Below are 17,947 nucleotides of genomic sequence, written 5' to 3'. Positions count from 1 at the left end.
TGATTTTGTACATACCTAGTTGCTTATGTAAATCATTTTTAGAAAAAGTCTTATATTGACATTTTTAAAAACGAGAAAAATATTAGTCGAGCCAAGCTACTTTAACTAAGATTTTTTTTAGTGAGTGGAAAATAAATTAGGTTTGATTAATATAAATTTTAATTTTCGTAAATTCGTGTTTTTTACAGATAGGGTAAATTCTATTTGTAGAAAACACGTTTTTTTATATGCTGCTTTGAATTTATGCAGTGTTAGCTGTTAGGAAAAGGAGATGGGATTTTTATTACGGGTATAAAATTAAGTTGAAACTGCATTATAGATATAAAAGAGTTTTAAAATGTATTTATGTAGATAAGGAAGTGACAAATTGTTTTTTGCAAAAAAGAATATGCAAATAAAAAAAATTATGAAGCCAATAAAACAAAAGGACTCTCAGAACAATGAAATAATTATGCAAAAAACAAAATCTGAATATCAGAAGAAAATATTCAGATTTTTTCATCCCAGTGATGATTTAATCGAGTATATATTACATTTAAAAACAGGAAAGAAAGCTTTTTTGTATTATTTAGAGGGCTTAACTGACAATATCGCTTTAAAAAATAATGTAGTACTTCCATTACTCGAAGCTAAACAAATAGAAAGTGTGGAAGACTTCCCGATGGTTATTTCCGTGTATATGAAGGAGGTAAATACATGGGAAGAGGTAACTAGTTCGATATTAGAAGGACAAAGCGTTCTTTTTTTAGAAGGTATTAGCATGGGATATGTTATTCAAACAAAAGGTGGCACTGAACGTGGAATTGAAGAACCCACATCTGAGTCTATAATAAGAGGGGCGCATGATGGCTTTGTAGAAAATGCTTCTACCAACATTGGACTAATTCGCGGGTACTTACCTTCAAAAGAGTTGAAAGTAAAGAAGAGTACAGTCGGTGATCGAGCAAAGACATCTGTCTATTTTCTCTATTTAAGTGATGTTGCGAATAAAGATCTACTAGAAGAAGCGGAGTATTTAGTTGGGAACATTCGAATAGATACAATTATACATGTAGGAGAATTAGCCCGATTTATGCAACAGGATATTTGGACGCCTTTTCCACAGTTTTTTACAAGTGAGAGACCAGATACAATTGTTAAGCATATCCTGGATGGGAAAATAGCAATTGTATTAGATCATTCTCCTAGCGTGATGATTATTCCCATAAATTTAGCTGGTTTTTTTCAAACAGCTGATGATTATAATATAAGTTGGAGTATTGCTTCGTTTTTACGTATTTTACGTGTGATAGGGTTTATTTTAGCGGTATTGTTGCCAGCTATGTATATTGCGATCGTCAATTATCATTTTGAAATTATTCCCCTAGATCTATATTTATCAATTGCAAAATCTAGAGTGAAGGTTCCATTCTCTCCTTTAGTTGAAGCGTTTATCATGGAATTTACAATTGAAATGTTACGAGAAGCCGGAATAAGGTTACCACAGCCTACGGGACAAACTATCGGAATTGTGGGGGGGATTGTGGTTGGACAAGCTGCTGTACAAGCAGGATTGGTTAGTAATATTATGGTCATTGTTGTTTCTATTACAGCAATCTCTTCATGTATTATTCCGAATTATGATCTATCGAGTTGTGTCCGATTACTTCGATTTCCAATGATGATTTTAGCCTATTTTTATGGAATTGTTGGCATCATTAGTGGTGTTATGGTTTTAATTGCGCATTTGGTTACATTAAAATCGTTTGGGGTTCCGTATGGTACCCCGCTGGCACCATTTGTTAAAAAAGATTGGAAAGATATGTTGATACGAATTCCGAGTCCTCTTTTGTCAAAGCGTTCTCAGGTGGCAAAACCACAGCAAGAAGTAAAGCAAAAAACTGAGTTGGATAAAGGGGATAAGGATGAATAGCCATAGAAAAGCTAAAATAACAGTTCTAGAATATATTTTGTGTATTCATACATTGCAAATAGCATCTGGAATTTTAATTATGCCGAGCTCGATTGCTGCCATCGCTGGAACAGATGGATGGATATCCGTGATCCTAGGCTGGGGGCTTACAAGTGTAGTAGGTGTCTTTATCGTCTTTTTGATGAATGCTCACAAGGAAATGACCTTTCATGAGATACTTACGTTGTATTTTGGGAGATTTTTAGGAAGGCTGCTTCTGATATGTTATTCGTTTTACCTTGCGTTTGTAGGGTTTAATACGTTACTAAGAGCAATTGATATAGTAAAGGTATGGATTTTTCCTTCTGTACCTTCCTATCAAATTGTGGTGTTGCTATTGCTTCCATTATTTGTTTTAGTGAGACATGGTGTAGAGGCAATTTCAAAATATAACGAGGTTGTGTTTTTTCTAACTATTTGTTTACCAGTCCTCCTTATTTTTTCTTTGAATAATAGTTTTCACCCTTTGAACGTATTACCTGTTATTAAAGAAGGATGGAAGCCAATCTTTATTGCTATGAAAGAAACTATTACTCCATATGCGGGATTAGAAATTGCCTATTTTTTATACCCATTTTTGAGTAGGAAGGATAAAGCAATGCAAGGTATTTTGATTGCCAATACGTTGACGCTCATTGTGTTTTTGTATGTAACGTTATTGTGTTATGTATATTTGAGTCCAGAAGGAATTAAACATTTAATTTGGCCGGTTTTTCATTTGTTAAAGGGGATTCAGTTTGATTTTTTAGAGCGATTTGAGATTATTTATATAGCCTATTATTTGTTTATGTTTTCAACTACGATCATTCCATATCTATTTTTTGCAACAACATCTATGCAAGAGGTCTTTAGAGAGTGGAAGCAATACAATATTTCACTTATTTTATCTATGTGTATGACGTTTTGTGTAGGTTATTTTCATTTTAATTTAAATATGTTATTGAAAATATATGAATTTACAGATTTCATAAATATAATATTTTTCGTAGTTATACCAACACTGTTATTTATTTATACCCTCGCAAAAGGAACGATGAAAGGAAGGTGGCGTTAATGTGGAAGTATAAGATTGTAATCCTTCTTATTGCATGTTCAATATGTTTGAACGGATGCCACCATGGTATACCAATAGAAAAAGTAAATTTATTTTTGTTACTTGGTATTGATTGTGATGAAGAAGGGGATTTTCTTGTCGGAACCATTTCTCCTTTTTTGCAAGAAGATGCATCAAAAAATACAACTGAAAATATTGTAAAAGCAAAAACAATATATGAAGCGTATGCTAAAATTAATACAAGTATGAATGGTGTTGCTACAGCATCTAAAGAAGAAATTTTGTTAATAGGTAGAAATGTTGCTAACAATAAAAAGTGGATGGGAGAATTAGATGGGATATTTCGGGACCCTAGGAGCTCAACCAATGCTAAAATTTTAATTGTAGATGGTCCTGTTATGGAGGCTTTTAAAATGAAGCTTTCAGATAAACCTATGTTACCCATATATTTAAAAGAATTAATACAATCAACCATACACAGTAATATGGCGGTTCCATCGACTGTACAGAAACTTTTGAGGCAGTTGAATGATAAAGGAGTAACGCAGTCCGTTCCTATTATAAAAGTAAAGCGAAAAAAAGTTATCGTAACAGGATTAGCGTTTTTAAATCAAACAGGAAAGTTTGTAGAAAGTATACCTGTGGATGAGGTTCCGTTATTTCAGCTATTGAATAGACAGAAAAAAAGGGGGGAAATGAAGTTATATATTAACCATATTTCATTCCATAACAAAAAAGAGGAGGCTACTGCGATAAAAGAGGAGGCGAAAAGAGAGGTCAATTTTAATGTTAAAAATGGAGTTTTATATGTTGATTTTAATTTGTATATAACTGCATCGATTATAGAAAAAACAAATAGTAAACCAATACAATCATTTAGCCAGGAAAAACAAAATGTGAAAAGACTTGAAAAACAAATGAAAAGACAGTTAGATAATCGTTTTGGTCTGTTAATGCAACATATCAAAAGAGATTCAATAGATCCATTAGGGATAGGGGCGTTTCTTCGTGCTTATAAATACAATGAATGGAAAAGGCTAGAACAAAACTGGCCCAATGCTATATCAAATTCTAAACTTAAGGTACATACAGATATAAAAATTCAAAATACGGGTATTGTAAGAGGATGAAGTTACAAAGTATAGGATAAGATGCTAAAGTATAATAAGGAAGGGGAATTATGGTATTACTAAAGTAGCATAGTTCTTTTTTGTTACCAAATAATATTTTGAAATTTAGAGTTTAATGACTCATTTTGTTTAAGAGCATTTCTGTGGAACATTTGTTAATTCAATCCTGAGAGAGGAATTGGTTATTTAGTTTAGATCATATAAAAAAAACTTACATAGTATAAAAACGTAGTGGATTGATATGGGGAAATATGGTGTTATCAGATATATTTAGCTTTTTAAAGGAATGTAATTATGTGGATGATTAAATTTATAAAAATAGGAATTTAGATAAGGAGAGTGTTTACGATAGTGAGTGAATAAATGTTGGCAGATAAATATGTTATGTTGCTTTAGAGTACCAGTGGGAACATATTGTGAGCGCGGGGATATTTTCATCTCTGATGAAATCCGAGTCGGAAAATGAAAATAATTAAGAGTAATAGTAGTTATTTAGCAGGAATAAAAGGGAGGGTATCGAATACTTTCAAATGAAGACTGAAAATTTACAAATAGAAGGAGAGAAAAGTATGAAAGATTCAATTTCAAAGGGATATGATGAAATAACAGTGCAGGCAAGTGATTATATTGATATTCGCTCAATTTTTCAAACGAATGGATCTGCAACATTTAATTCAACCACTAATATTACAACTTTAACGCAAGCTACAAATAGTCAAGCGGGAGCAATTGCAGGGAAGACAGCTTTAGATATGAGACATGATTTTACTTTTAGAGCTGATATTTTTCTTGGAACTAAAAGTAATGGAGCAGATGGTATTGCGATAGCATTTCATAGAGGATCAATTGGTTTTGTTGGGGAGAAGGGTGGAGGACTTGGGATTTTAGGCGCCCTAAAAGGTATAGGATTTGAATTAGACACATATGCGAATGCTCCTCAAGATGAACGAGGAGATTCTTTTGGACATGGAGCAATGAGAGGCCCATTCCCTGGTTTCCCAAATGGATATCCACATGCTGGTTTTGTAAGTACGGATAAAAATAGAGGTTGGTTATCTGCCTTAGCTCAGATGCAGCGAATAGCTGCTCCAAATGGGCGTTGGAGACGTCTGGCGATTCATTGGGATGCTCGCAATAAAAAATTAACTGCAAACCTTGAGGATTTAACTTTTAATGATTCAACGGTATTAGTGAAACCACGTACTCCAAGATATGCAACATGGGAGTTATCAAATCCTGCATTTGAACTTGATCAAAAGTATACTTTTGTTATTGGTTCAGCGACGGGTGCATCTAATAACCTACATCAGATTGGTATTATAGAATTTGATGCATACTTTACTAAACCGACAATAGAGGCGAATAATGTAAGTGTTCCGGTGGGAGCAACATTTAATCCGAAAACATATCCAGGAATAAATTTAAGAGCAACTGATGAAATAGATGGTGATTTGACATCTGAAATTATTGTGACAGATAATAATGTTAATACGTCGAAATCTGGTGTGTATAATGTGACGTATTATGTAAAGAATAGCTATGGGGAAAGTGATGAAAAAACAATCGAAGTAACTGTGTTTTCAAACCCTACAATTATTGCAAGTGATGTTGAAATTGAAAAAGGTGAATCGTTTAATCCATTAACAGACTCAAGAGTGAGGCTGTCTGCACAAGATTCATTGGGTAATGATATTACTTCAAAAGTAAAGGTGAAATCAAGTAATGTGGATACTTCGAAACCAGGTGAATATGATGTTGTGTTTGAAGTGACCGATAATTTTGGTGGGAAAGCAGAAAAAGAAATCAAGGTTACAGTTTTAGGGCAGCCAAGTATTGAAGCGAATGATGTTGAATTAGAAATAGGTGATTTATTTAATCCGTTAACAGATTCACAAGTAGGCCTTCGTGCAAAAGACTCATTAGGCAAAGATATTACGAATGATGTGAAAGTAAAGTCAAGTAATGTGGATACTTCAAAACCAGGAGAATATGAAGTTGTATTTGAAGTGACCGATCGTTTTGGAAAAAAAGCAGAAAAAAGTATCAAAGTCCTTGTTCTAGGAGAACCAAGCATTGAAGCAAATAATGTTGAGATTGAAAAAGACGAAAGGTTCGATCCATTAACAGATTCAAGAGTAGGTCTCCGTGCAAAAGACTCATTAGGCAAAGATATTACGAATGATGTGAAAGTAAAATCAAGTAATGTGGATACTTCAAAACCAGGAGAATATGAAGTTGTATTTGAAGTGACTGATCGTTTTGGTAAATATGTAAAGAAATTGATTGTAGTTATAGTACCAGTAATTGATGATGAATGGGAAGATGGAAATGTGAATGGATGGAAATTCTATGCGGGGCAAGACATCACACTGTTGAAAGATCCTGAAAAAGCATATAAAGGAGAATATGTATTCTATGATTCTAGGCATGCTGCTATTTCTAAAACAATCCCAGTAACAGATTTACAAGTGGGAGGGAATTATGAAATTACAGTATATGTTAAAGCAGAAAGCGGTGATCATCACCTAAAAGTGACGTACAAGAAAGACCCGAAAGGTCCGGAGGAACCACCAGTTTTCAATAGACTTATTAGTACAGGGAAATTGGTGGAAAAAGACTATAGAGAATTAAAAGGAACATTCCGTGTAACGGAATTAAACCAAGCACCATTGATAATCGTAGAGAATTTTGATGCTGGATATATAGGTGGAATTAGAATTGTGAAAATATCGTAATAAAAACAGATAAAATAGAGAGAGGAACGCTGGATAGCGTTCCTCTTTTCAGTTTAGTGTACCATCTCCAGGTCCAGTTCATTTTTTTCGTATTTTGACAAGTTGTGGTGAGAGGTAAGCCTACATTTTGACAGACATCAGCCCTCGAAACCGAGCATATCGATAGCTATGTAGTTCTTTTGCATCCGCAAAGATTCGCTCTATAGTTGAACAGCATACTTTATACAGTCTTTTCCCTGTAGCTGTTAGCTTGTTTTTTCTAGCGATATCTTTATATTTCTCCCACATATGATGAGTGATAACTTTTTGTTTCTTTGAAAAGCAATCCGTGCGTAGTCGACACACAGCGTAGTCTTCTGGATTCAATTTGTATTGACGATATTCTTCGCGATCCGTAGTACTGATACGAGTTTTTTTTAGTAGGGGTATCACTTTCCTTTCTGTGTTTTAATTTTTTTCATGTATCTCACGATCTTCGATTACCGCAGCTTCTAGTTCATCTATATAGAACTTTGCCTTTTCTTTTTTATATTTATGTACAAATTTATTTTTATTAGCATTCGTCTTAATGTGTGTAGAATATGTCATCAACGATACGCTGCTTGGTCGCTTGACTCACAATCTCATTAAAAATTTCTTCGAAAATATTTGTATGAATGAAACAAGTATGGCGATTTCAACTGATTGTAGAATAATCTGAAATTTTATCTGGAAGAGAAAAACCTAGAAACCAACGGTAGGCAATATTCGTTTTAATCTCCTTTTCCAATTGGCGCTCTGAACGAATACCATAAAAATATCCGATAAACATCATCTTAAATAAAACGATAGGGTGAATTGATGGACGACCATTGTTTTCACAGTAATAAGGGCGTAACTTTTCCTCGATAAAATCAAAACTAATTGTCTCTTCAATCGTACGAAGGAAATGGTCTTGCGGAACTAATTCTTCTACAGAAACGGATACACGCTCATCACGATGATTTTTTAAAGTACCCATCATAAAAAATCTCCCCTTTACCTCTTTTTTATCAGGGTTGACATATAACAAGACTTTCTCCACAGCCTGGATAGTTCTCCTCTTTTGTGATTACAAAAGTGAAGTTTACTGTTTTAGTGATTACGTTAGCACCATTGTTTTCTAAGAAATAGGTGTCTTTATGTGAACCTGAGAATTCATGAGATTTGCAACATACTCTGATGTTTTTCCAATTTTGCTAGCGATAGTCGAATCTAGAATGAGGATAATTTTTGGGGTTTATAGCTTATTGAGTAAGAAATGGTGGTATATGTGCAAAAGGTGATTTTTAGATATAGGTAAATAAAAAAACGGGCTCTTGAAAAGAAATGTAGAGCATAAAATATTTGCAGGATAAGTTACATAAGGACTATAATAATTAGTTATTGATATGTGATATGTTTGATGTAATAAAATTTAATGATATAAAACAGTTGGGAGAGTGTAACAGTGAAGGCAGTAATTATCGCAGAAAAACCATCAGTTGCAAAAAACATTGCGGATGCATTAAAAATAAAACCTAGATATGATGGATATTACGAAGGGGATACGTATATTGTTACATGGGTGTTTGGACATTTGCTTCAATTATACGATGCTAAAGATTATGATGAGAAAATGAATACATGGCATTTGGGGAATTTTCCATTTATTCCGGAGAAATTTCAATATAAGGTAAAAAATAGTTCGAAAGATAAAAATAAGCCAGATAGTGGAGCACACAAGCAATTACATATCATTCGTTCTTTATTATTTAGACAAGATGTTAATGCTATTATTTCAGCATGTGATTATGATCGCGAGGGACAAGTTATAGGTGATAGCGTGATTTATCATATAAAAGCACTTAAGCAAGTGTATCGTTTGTTGCTAAATGAATGGACACCAGATGAAGTCATTAAGGGATTGAAACAAATGAAACTGAATTCAGATTTGCGCCCACTGCAGGATGCGGGGGTGAGTAGGCAATGGGCAGATTGGACGATAGGGATAAATTTAACTTCAGTAGCAACGCTTAAGTATCAAACAGGGAAGGGACAGACGTTAAATATTGGTCGTGTATTATTGCCGACATTAAAAATTATATACGATCGTGATAAAGAAATTGAAAGGTTTGTTCCTGAAAATTATTATAAGTTAATAATTACTTTTAGAACGAAAAAAGAAGAAGTGCTTGAAGCAGCTTACATAGAAGAACAAGGAGAGAAGTTTAAAAATAAAGCAACTTTAGAGGATATATATGCGATATTGCAACATACTTCAGGAGAAGTGGCAGAGAAACAGGTAGAAATGAAAAAAGAATATCCTCCTTTTTTATTTAATTTGTCTCATTTACAAGGGTTCGTTACGAGTAAATATAAAGGATGGACTGCGGATAAAGTCTTAAAAGTGGCACAGTTATTATATGAGAAAAAATATATTACATATCCTCGTACAGGAAGTACAGCAGTAGAAGAGAGTTTAAACGGACGAGTAGCTAAAGTGTTGGGAATTGTAAAAGAAGGATTGCCGTATGAAAATGAAATTGCTTTTGTTCATACAAAACGTGTATTTAATAATGCAAAGGTTGAAAGTCATAGTGCAATTATACCTACATATGTTATCCCTAAATCATTAACAAAAGATGAAGAAATTGTATATGAGGCTATTAAAAATCGATTTGTTATGCAGTTCATGCCAGTAGCAGAGCATGAAGAAACACGAATTCAAATAAAATTGAATCATTCTTCAATAAAAGGTGTGTGTGTTGCAAAGGGGAGGGTTCAAATAGTTGAAGGATGGCGCAAAGTTGATAAAATTGAATCCAAAGATAAGTTGTTACCATTTGTGGAAATAAAAGAGAATTTGGCTATCAGTCACGCTGAGGTTACTTCTCATATAACAAAGCCTCCAAAACATCATACGGAAAAAACATTGTTACGCGTGATGGAGAATTGTGGGAAAAATTATGAGGAAGAGGCATCGATATTAGATGGTTTTAGCATCGGCACTCCTGCTACTAGGGCTGAAACTATTAAAAAGTTAAAGGATATTGGGTATATTTTTTCGAAAGAAAAAATGTTGTCTTGTAGTGAATTAGGTCGGAAAATTATTGAAATATTTCCGATTAAAGAATTATTTGACTTGGAGTTTACAGGAAGGTTAGAAAAAGCACTATCTGATATGGAGAAACAGAAGGTAAGCAAAGAAGTTTTCTTGAATTTTATTTTTGAGTTCACAAGAAAAGCTGTAACGTTGATTAAGAATGATCAAGAAGTTTTTTTACAGACAGTTACGAGAACGCCAAAAGAGATTGAGATTTTAGGTAATTGTCCTTTGTGTTCTGGCGTTATTATTGAGGGTAAAAAGGGATTTGGATGTTCAGAGTGGAAAAACGATTGTAAATTTATTATATGGAAAAACGATAAATTTTTAGCAACTATGAAGAAAAAGCCAACAAAGACAATGGTAAAAAAGTTATTGAAAGAAGGAGAGGTTCTGATAAAAGGATTAACTAGTAAAAAAGGAAAAAAATTTGACGCGATTTTTACATATGAAAAGAATCCTGAAAATGAATTTTTTAATTGGAAAATGAATTTCCGAAGGTGAATGGAAAAATAGGAAAGCATATAAAACATATAATAAACTTTCTGGAGTAGATGAAATTGACCTGGATAGGACTGCAAATAAATGTTGATTGGGCGAAAAAAAGTGTGAAAGATATCGAAAATGAAATTGCATCGTTTCATATAATGCATACATATTCTGTCAATATCCGTAATATGATGGTTGTATGAAATATTATGTTATGAATGGATTGTATCAAGAAGTATTTGAAATATATGAATGTTGGAGGCATTATATGTCTATTATTGATATGGGAGAAGTGAAAAAGAAAAGAGAGTTAGAAAAGCTTATGATAACAATACCGATTATTGATTGTGTTTTTCATGAAAATGGAGAAATTGAATTTGAGATGTCTGGTGAAAAGGAAGTACCTATAGTTTGGCTAGAAAAGGAATAGTACATTAAATTGATTTGCGGTAAAATACATTTGTATAAATTGCTGTATAAAAATCCCGTTCGTCAGGAGAGTATAGATTCTGAAAGAACGGGATTTTTACTGTAGTAATCTAAACTACAGTTATAAAAATCCATATAGTAAGTGTGGCGAAGGGTACGAAGTGATTATAATAAATCTCGCCTTTTCATCTGTTCACGTATTGTGCTAGCATGACACCCCAATATTGTAGCGATTTTAGAAAGTGACACCCCGTTTGCTCTCATGGTGACAGCTTCTTCACATAAAGAATCCCATTTTTTTTCGGATTTTTGACGATAACAATTTTCTGGTGGAAATAATTCTAATCCAAGTTTATGTATTCTATACCCCACATTACAATTTCGAATACAGTAGGCATGAGAAGCTGTACGGTGTTTGCATGCCAGGCAATAATGATCTTGTAAATTTAATATCTGAATTCTTTTATCTTTAGCGCTCATAGAACATCTCCTTCATAAACTTAAATTTTTTATACTTATATTTGAATGAATATTCAGAAATGTACTATTATATTTTAGCATACATTTTTTGATTGCACATGCATTTCATGATGAAAAAGTAAGATTGATAATGGTAACTATGTCTATTTTATGAACTTTTGAGAATGTCTTTGACCTTCTGTTAGCTGGATTGAAAAAAATTTCCCTTTTAAAAGGAGTTAAGTTATTTAAGATAGAAAAGTATATTGTTATTAACATATAAAATATTAGGAGAGATTGAGATGTCGAAAAAAAGGGATAATAACAATCAAGAAACAGATTTATTTTCAAAAGTGTCAAAGAGTGAAGAGAGATTTGAGAAAATCAAAGGTTTAAAAAAGAAAGAAACAGTAAATGCAGGTTTAAAATCAGATGCTTTTTCGTTGTCTAGCTTTACACGAGGTTCCGTTGATCCTCGTACGGGTTCTTATAATTTTACATTACCATTAGCTAATATAAAAGGGAATAGTCAGAGAGGTCCACAACTTAATTTGAATTTATCCTATAATCATTTTTCGACCGTGAATGAGGGTTTAGGAAGAGGGTGGTCGCTGGGATTAAGTAAATTTAATAAAGAAACCAGGTTGGTGAGTCTTAGGGATGGACGAACGATTCAAGTGGATGAAAATTTTCAAGTTATAACTAAAGGAATCAAAGATTTTTCTTTTGATTGGAACGAGGAGACGAACGAATTAAAAATTAATTATAAAGATGGTATAAAAGAAATATTAAGTTTAGTAGATGAGGAACAGGCTCCTAATATGTATTATATAACAAGATTACAAGAAGAAACCGGTCACTATTTAACATTTAGATACGAAACAATGGAAACGGTGGTGTTGAAAGAGGTTGTCGAAATGGAAAATCTGCAACTAAAGAATCAAAAGAATCAAAAGAAACGAAAAAAGTTAAAACAACTAAAGAAACCAAAGAAGCTAATAAAATTTGAATGGATGGAAAATGGAGTAGATTTATTTGTGTTTCCGGCGAGTAAGGAATTTGCTTCTGGAATTCGTTTTGAATTTGATTCTGAAAGTGGGTTATTGCATCGATGTGCCTCTCATGAATTTGAAAATGTGTTATATGAATTTAAATATGATGAATATAAAGAAGATGAAAATACACTATTCCTTATTACCCACGTGAAAAACACGGAGCGATTTATTGAAGAAATCACATACAATGCTAGATTGAAATTACCTAAGGATGGGCCTTATAAGGAAATTCCGGCTGTAAGTGTTTATTATATTACGATGTATGCACCGGATATGGGATCCAATGGTGAAATTACAATGAAAGAGTATACAGAAAGACACGATTATGAATATGATGATACAGAGAATGGACATAATTTTATGGGATATGAAGAGGAGGCAATTTGGAATCCTAATGTTGAGGATAATGTATACTTACGTGATTCATTGTATGAATATGAGACCACTGAGTTTGTGTTCCTTAGTAATTATTATCAGTACATTATTACGAGGAAGTACAATAAATTTCATCTTCAAATAGAGGAAGTTATTTCTACGGATGAAGGTGAGAACTCGAAACAGATAAAACACGCTTATAAGTATTATGCAGATACAAGTAAAGCTTATAAGGATCAGAAGCTACAATATCAATATGTAAAAAAGAAAAAGACTACCTATATTGATGGGAGACGAACTCGAACAGAGCCAGAGGTTATTAATTATGAATATGATGAATATGGGAATGTATTGTTAATCGATCGTGAGAGGGCCGAAAAAGAGAAATTTAAGTATGATGTGCCAAATAAAGATGGATTTATTCGATATTTGATTCAAAAAGATGAATATAAAAATGATAGTAATAACTTTTATCGTACGGAATATGTTTATGAACGAATACCAAGCTTAGATAATAAAGAGGAGTTTCAATTGATTGAAAGAATGACAGAACAAAAAGTGGTAGAGGGAAAAGTACAAGAGTGTAAAAAAGTTGTATATCTCTATCATCTTGATTATGAAAAACTAACGCATGGTTTACTCTACAGAAAGTCCACCTATCTATCTGATCAGTATGTACACTCAGAGTATTTTGATTATGAGGTATCTACGGCACAAACAGATGCAGTAGTTATAAAAATGAGAAAAGAAACCACAGACTCTCAACCACTAACTCTGTGTACTCAAAGTCATATTTCAGCAAGTACTGGTGCAATCTTACTCGAGGTGGATTCAGAAGAAAATAAGACACAGTATACTTATGATGCTCTAAATCGAGTTAAATCGGTTACTACAGGCATTGGCAGTGAAAAATATGAAGCTGAAACATCGTATGAATATGGATTAGAGAAGGGTGTTTTAGTAGTTACTGAAACTTCACCAGATAAAATGGTGAAAAAATCATATCTAGACGGATTAAATAATGAAGTGTTAATCAAATCTGGTGAAAATCAACGTGTGATTGCAAAATCTTCTTTTAACACGCTATCACAGTTACTAGAAGAACATGCGTATGATTATGAGTTGATATCAAATGACGGAGAGGAAATAAATATAGATATCTATAATAAATATAAGTATGATTCGTTTGGGAAATTAATACAGATAGAACATAACAATGGTGTAATATATCATGCTAATTATGATATGATCGATGAAATGATGACGGAATATTTGGAATATGATCATAAAACGGATGAAGTTTCAAAACATATTTGTAAATATGATGTATTTGGAAATATTCAATCGGAAGAATTTCTATTGGAATTCAAAAAAATGGAGTAAAGTCGGATGCGAGTTTAAAAAAAGTAATGTATAGTTACGATGATTTTAATAATATTGATACGGAAACGATTTGTATTCTAAAGAGTGAGTTTGATGCTTTAGAAAAAGAATATGATTCTCTAGAAAAAAAATATGAATATGATTGCTTTAATAGAATTACTTGCATTAAAGAGTCGTGGATAGGAGAGTTAAAGAATGGATCAGCGAAAGAATTGATCGAAAGAACATTTAGTTACGAATACTCTCCGTATTCTGAAAAATTATTGCAAACTAAGATTTATGTGAATAATAAATTAATGGGAGAAAGAAAATATGATCGTTTTGAAAGGCTGGAAGAAGAGCAAGTTGGTGCGAATTCCCCTAGAAAATATCAATATAACAATGGATCTTTTAAACCAAAACAAATGGAGACTCCACGTGGGGAGCATATCAAATTTCAATATGCAAAGGAACTAAATAATAAGCCTACGAGTGTTAGCGTGGAAGGCAAACATATGAGATACCTATATGAATATGATCCAAATACATCGCTAGTGACTAAGCAAGTAAATAATTCTACAATCCGTGAGATAACTTATGATTGTAACCGGAATATTAGCAACGAAAGACTAGAAATAAACAAACATGAGTATAACAATGCATATGTATATGCAGAATTCGGTACTTTAAAACTGATAGAAAAAATGAGTGGTGAACAAATCGAATATCGCTATAATACACGCGGACAGGTAATAGGTTTTATAGAAGGGGATTTGGAGGTGGAAATGACCTATACAAATGATTTTCCATTAGAAATTCGAATGACAGGGGAGGAAAATGAAGATTTTATTAGTAAATTTACTTATGATGCAATGGGTAGAGAGGTCAAACGAGAATTTTTATGTAAACAAGATTCAGAACAAGATTTAAAACCAATGGGGCATATTTCGGTAGGATACAATAATGCTGGAAAAATAAGTTTTAAAGAAATAGATTTTGATGGAGAGAATGTGCAATGTAAGTATCAATATGATATATTCGGGAAAATCATTTTAGCAGAAATGGAAGGAACGAGTTATCCTGAGGATATGTTTGGAAATGAGATAACGAAATTGGAGTATAGTTACGATGTATTTGATAATATTGAATGTGTTACAACAAGTTATTTAAATGATGATCCGCGCACTGCTACTTTCATTTATGATGAAGATTCTCCTTGTAAATTGATTAAGGTTAAGAATTTAACTTTTAAGGATGAGGAAATAGATATTGAGTATGATAAAGCCGGAAATATTATTTTTGATGGAAAGAAAGATTATACGTATGATCCATTTGAAAAGTTGGTTAGCACGGCAGCTAGTGCAGAGGATTTGTCCATTTATACGGATGATTTTGTAGGTAGGAAGTATATGCAAAATTGCACGCAAACAAAAACAGCTACTACAACTTTTTATGATAAAGATAATAAGTTAATTCGATCCATAACGAATAATGAAGATACAGAAAAAGATGTTGAAACAATGGATTTTATAGAAATCAATGATCAAATAAGTTACATTAAGTCTGAAAAAGATGGTAAACGTGCGCAGTATGGTTTGTTAAATGATATGAATGGAAGTAATTATGGTTGGGTAAATATGAATGATTGTAAAGAAAAAGGAAATCTAAGAGTGTACACACCGTATGGATTTACAAATATGAATGACCAAATTCCCATTCAATTTGCAGGTGAACCCTTCGATTCTCATTCAGGATTGTATCACTTGGGAAATCGTGCCTATAGTCCGTTGCTAATGCGTTTTTTGCAGCAAGATGAAGCGAGTCCATTTGATGAAGGTGGACCAAATCCATATCTTTATCCTGGAGATCCAATAAGTTTTACCGATCCTAATGGAAATATTAGTACATGGGCAGCAGTTGGAATTGGGCTAGGGGTTGCAGGGTTGTTGTTTTCTGCCTTTACATTTGGATTAGGTGCGGTCGCGGTAGGCGGCGTACTTGCCTTTGTGAAAACAACAGCGGGAGTTTTAGCTGCTACTTCTCTTGTATTAGAAACGGCATCTTTAGCAACTGGAATTGCAGCAGCTGTAACAGAAGAGTCAGATCCAGAGACATCTAGACAATTAAGTGTAGCTTCTGGAATATTAGGTTTAGGTTCATTTGTTACAGGGATTGGAGCGACAATAAAATCTGCTCCTTCTCTAATCGGGAAATTTAAAGCAGAGAATATGATTTCTGGTGCGGTGGATAGTGTTGATTTTATTGGAACAACTAATGGTGGAAAAACAATGAAATATTTATTTTCAGCAAATTATAAGGGAGGGTCCCTCCTTGTTACGCATGGGGTGCCATCGGAAAAGTTAATCAAATCGTTTAACGGATTAAGTGTCACAGGACAGCGTATAGCACCTGAATTAAGAGAGTTATACCGTATTTCTACGTTGGCAGGTGAGGCAACGGGACCTTTATATTTAAGGTCTTGTGGGGCTGCTAAATTAGGAAGAGCTTCAAATGCACAAAAAATAGCAACCGCCTTAAATAGAGAGGTAGTGGTATTTCCAAACCGATACACATGGTCTTTAAAAGGGTTATCACCAATATCGGCAGGAGACACATTATCATTTGTGGGTTGGGGCTGGCCACCATTTTCTAAGTTCCTAACATTGACTCCTTAATGTGAATTGAATTATTAGTTTGTATATCTGTTTGTTAAATATAATAAGAGGAGTGAAGATATATGGAGAGGAACAGTCAATTTCCCTTGATTGATAATTTTGCCGATGGAATGTGGCGTGCTTTTACTGTCCCAGGTACTGGTGGTGGTGAGGTATTTGAAAGGGAGTCTTCTAATGGGCGTGAAAGATATGTTTTATTTGTCCCTAAAAATTGGGAATGGGGTATTAACAAATTTACTAGAAGAACTAATAGTAATCTGCATTTTAAAAAAGGGTATAAATATAAATTCAGTTTTAATGGAAGAAGTGATATGCCAGAGGTATCGGACAAACAAATACATGTGAATTTGAGATTTGCGAAATCAAATGGACAACAACCACCTACAGATTTAGCGCAAACAGATTTTCGCCCTTTAACCAATGAATATCAAAAATTACAGTTGGAATTCTTTGCTACAGCAGATATTGATGAGGGTTTTGCATATTTTGAAATTTGGCCAAGAGAGAGTCTGAGAGTTCAAGGGACTTATGTTAGGTCGATTTGTGTGGAGGAGGAATCACCAGAACAAACGTATAGGTCATTATTTACTGAACATATGTATCAAGGTCGCTTAAGTACATTTTTAATTCAAACTAGGGGATACGATGAATTAACCCGTATCCTCTTGCGCAAGAGGTTGGAAAAATGGAAACTTAAAATTCCTGCAAAGTATCAAAGTAATTCTAATTATGTAATTCGAAAGCAGCCTATGCAATTAAAAGGGGGAAGAACTTATAGAGTGGAAGTTACTGCAAAGGGCGATACTTTGTCTAGGTTACAGTTATTATTTTTCGATGAAAGCAAGAGTGGTAGACCACAAGAGTTAGCCTCTACAGAGTGGTTTTTTTTAGAGAATCAGTCTAGGTTATATTCTCTTACATTCACATCTGAAAAAGATTATCCAGATGCGACAGTGTGTTTTAAAGTGAATAACAATGAAGCAATAAATCATGTATATATAGACCTTATAGATGTGAAAATAAATCAGGTATGACAAAATAGAATAGAACCTGAATTTATTTGTATGTAAGTCTCGTTTTATGCTTTCCTTTTAGGATATATTAAGTGTAGATAAAGTGAATTCTATTGT

The 17,947-nt window shown here is 33.3% G+C and carries 11 protein-coding genes and 1 pseudogene; 10 read left to right on the top strand and 2 right to left on the bottom strand.

From position 1 onward, the window contains the following. The first annotated feature begins 388 nt into the window (after positions 1 to 388). The 4 genes from MR169_RS04970 (at position 389) to MR169_RS04955 (ending at position 6,870) form a co-directional block, all read left to right on the top strand. Positions 389 to 1,912, top strand: a complete 1,524-nt coding sequence (locus MR169_RS04970; RefSeq protein ID WP_481746815.1) for a spore germination protein — start codon at positions 389 to 391, stop codon at positions 1,910 to 1,912. Beyond that, positions 1,905 to 3,005, top strand: a complete 1,101-nt coding sequence (locus MR169_RS04965) for a GerAB/ArcD/ProY family transporter (RefSeq protein WP_242319044.1) — start codon at positions 1,905 to 1,907, stop codon at positions 3,003 to 3,005. Before MR169_RS04970 ends, MR169_RS04965 begins: the two co-directional genes overlap by 8 nt. Then, positions 3,005 to 4,135, top strand: a complete 1,131-nt coding sequence (locus MR169_RS04960) for a Ger(x)C family spore germination protein (protein ID WP_242319043.1) — start codon at positions 3,005 to 3,007, stop codon at positions 4,133 to 4,135. The genes MR169_RS04965 and MR169_RS04960 overlap by 1 nt, the downstream gene beginning before the upstream one ends. 569 nt (positions 4,136 to 4,704) lie before the next feature. Next, positions 4,705 to 6,870 (top strand): lectin-like domain-containing protein, encoded by a 2,166-nt coding sequence (locus tag MR169_RS04955; protein WP_242319042.1) that lies wholly within the window; start codon positions 4,705 to 4,707, stop codon positions 6,868 to 6,870. On the opposite strand, the pseudogene MR169_RS04950 reads toward MR169_RS04955, so the two are convergent. Further along, a pseudogene (locus tag MR169_RS04950) lies at positions 6,848 to 7,873 on the bottom strand (transposase). The gene MR169_RS04955 and the pseudogene MR169_RS04950 overlap by 23 nt on opposite strands. 465 nt (positions 7,874 to 8,338) lie before the next feature. Between MR169_RS04950 and MR169_RS04945 the strand changes: the two are divergent. The 3 genes from MR169_RS04945 to MR169_RS04940 all read left to right on the top strand — a co-directional run bounded on the left by MR169_RS04945 (position 8,339) and on the right by MR169_RS04940 (position 10,892). Further along, positions 8,339 to 10,477 (top strand): type IA DNA topoisomerase, encoded by a 2,139-nt coding sequence (locus MR169_RS04945; protein ID WP_242319041.1) that lies wholly within the window; start codon positions 8,339 to 8,341, stop codon positions 10,475 to 10,477. Between the two features lie 56 nt (positions 10,478 to 10,533). After that, the gene (locus tag MR169_RS28175; protein WP_255846430.1) at positions 10,534 to 10,665 is read left to right on the top strand and encodes a hypothetical protein; all 132 of its coding nucleotides are present in this window, start codon (positions 10,534 to 10,536) and stop codon (positions 10,663 to 10,665) included. A gap of 65 nt (positions 10,666 to 10,730) precedes the next feature. Continuing rightward, on the top strand, positions 10,731 to 10,892 hold the full coding sequence (locus MR169_RS04940) for a hypothetical protein (protein ID WP_242319040.1): 162 nt from the start codon (positions 10,731 to 10,733) through the stop codon (positions 10,890 to 10,892). 164 nt (positions 10,893 to 11,056) lie between these two features. Here MR169_RS04940 and MR169_RS04935 read toward each other — a convergent pair whose 3' ends face one another. Further along, positions 11,057 to 11,371 carry a zinc-finger domain-containing protein gene (locus MR169_RS04935; RefSeq protein ID WP_242319039.1) on the bottom strand — a complete coding sequence of 105 codons (315 nt, stop codon included), beginning with the start codon at positions 11,369 to 11,371 and terminating at the stop codon, positions 11,057 to 11,059. A 281-nt stretch (positions 11,372 to 11,652) separates the two neighbouring features. On the opposite strand from MR169_RS04935, the gene MR169_RS04930 reads away from it, so the two are divergent. The 3 genes from MR169_RS04930 to MR169_RS04920 all read left to right on the top strand — a co-directional run bounded on the left by MR169_RS04930 (position 11,653) and on the right by MR169_RS04920 (position 17,851). Next, on the top strand, positions 11,653 to 14,163 hold the full coding sequence (locus tag MR169_RS04930) for a hypothetical protein (protein WP_242319038.1): 2,511 nt from the start codon (positions 11,653 to 11,655) through the stop codon (positions 14,161 to 14,163). Positions 14,164 to 14,189: 26 nt separating this feature from the next. Then, positions 14,190 to 16,817 carry an RHS repeat-associated core domain-containing protein gene (locus tag MR169_RS04925; RefSeq protein ID WP_242319037.1) on the top strand — a complete coding sequence of 876 codons (2,628 nt, stop codon included), beginning with the start codon at positions 14,190 to 14,192 and terminating at the stop codon, positions 16,815 to 16,817. Positions 16,818 to 16,879: 62 nt separating this feature from the next. Next, on the top strand, positions 16,880 to 17,851 hold the full coding sequence (locus tag MR169_RS04920; protein WP_242319036.1) for a hypothetical protein: 972 nt from the start codon (positions 16,880 to 16,882) through the stop codon (positions 17,849 to 17,851). Positions 17,852 to 17,947 lie beyond the last annotated feature (96 nt).

The sequence above is a fragment of the Bacillus cereus group sp. BfR-BA-01349 genome (assembly GCF_022663795.1).
Taxonomy (GTDB): Bacteria; Bacillota; Bacilli; order Bacillales; family Bacillaceae_G; genus Bacillus_A; species Bacillus_A cereus.
Note: the sequence above shows the minus strand (reverse complement) of the source record. Positions and strands in the feature narration are given on the sequence as shown.

What these genes read in the sequence shown, in the direction of transcription:
- MR169_RS04920 (WP_242319036.1), top strand. Translation starts at nt 16,880, where the DNA reads ATGGAGAGGAACAGTCAATTTCCCTTGATTGATAATTTTGCCGATGGA.
- MR169_RS04955 (WP_242319042.1), top strand. Translation starts at nt 4,705, where the DNA reads ATGAAAGATTCAATTTCAAAGGGATATGATGAAATAACAGTGCAGGCA.
- MR169_RS04940 (WP_242319040.1), top strand. Translation starts at nt 10,731, where the DNA reads ATGTCTATTATTGATATGGGAGAAGTGAAAAAGAAAAGAGAGTTAGAA.
- MR169_RS04935 (WP_242319039.1), bottom strand. Translation starts at nt 11,371, where the DNA reads ATGAGCGCTAAAGATAAAAGAATTCAGATATTAAATTTACAAGATCAT.
- MR169_RS04930 (WP_242319038.1), top strand. Translation starts at nt 11,653, where the DNA reads ATGTCGAAAAAAAGGGATAATAACAATCAAGAAACAGATTTATTTTCA.
- MR169_RS04925 (WP_242319037.1), top strand. Translation starts at nt 14,190, where the DNA reads ATGTATAGTTACGATGATTTTAATAATATTGATACGGAAACGATTTGT.
- MR169_RS04970 (WP_481746815.1), top strand. Translation starts at nt 389, where the DNA reads ATGCAAATAAAAAAAATTATGAAGCCAATAAAACAAAAGGACTCTCAG.
- MR169_RS04965 (WP_242319044.1), top strand. Translation starts at nt 1,905, where the DNA reads ATGAATAGCCATAGAAAAGCTAAAATAACAGTTCTAGAATATATTTTG.
- MR169_RS04960 (WP_242319043.1), top strand. Translation starts at nt 3,005, where the DNA reads ATGTGGAAGTATAAGATTGTAATCCTTCTTATTGCATGTTCAATATGT.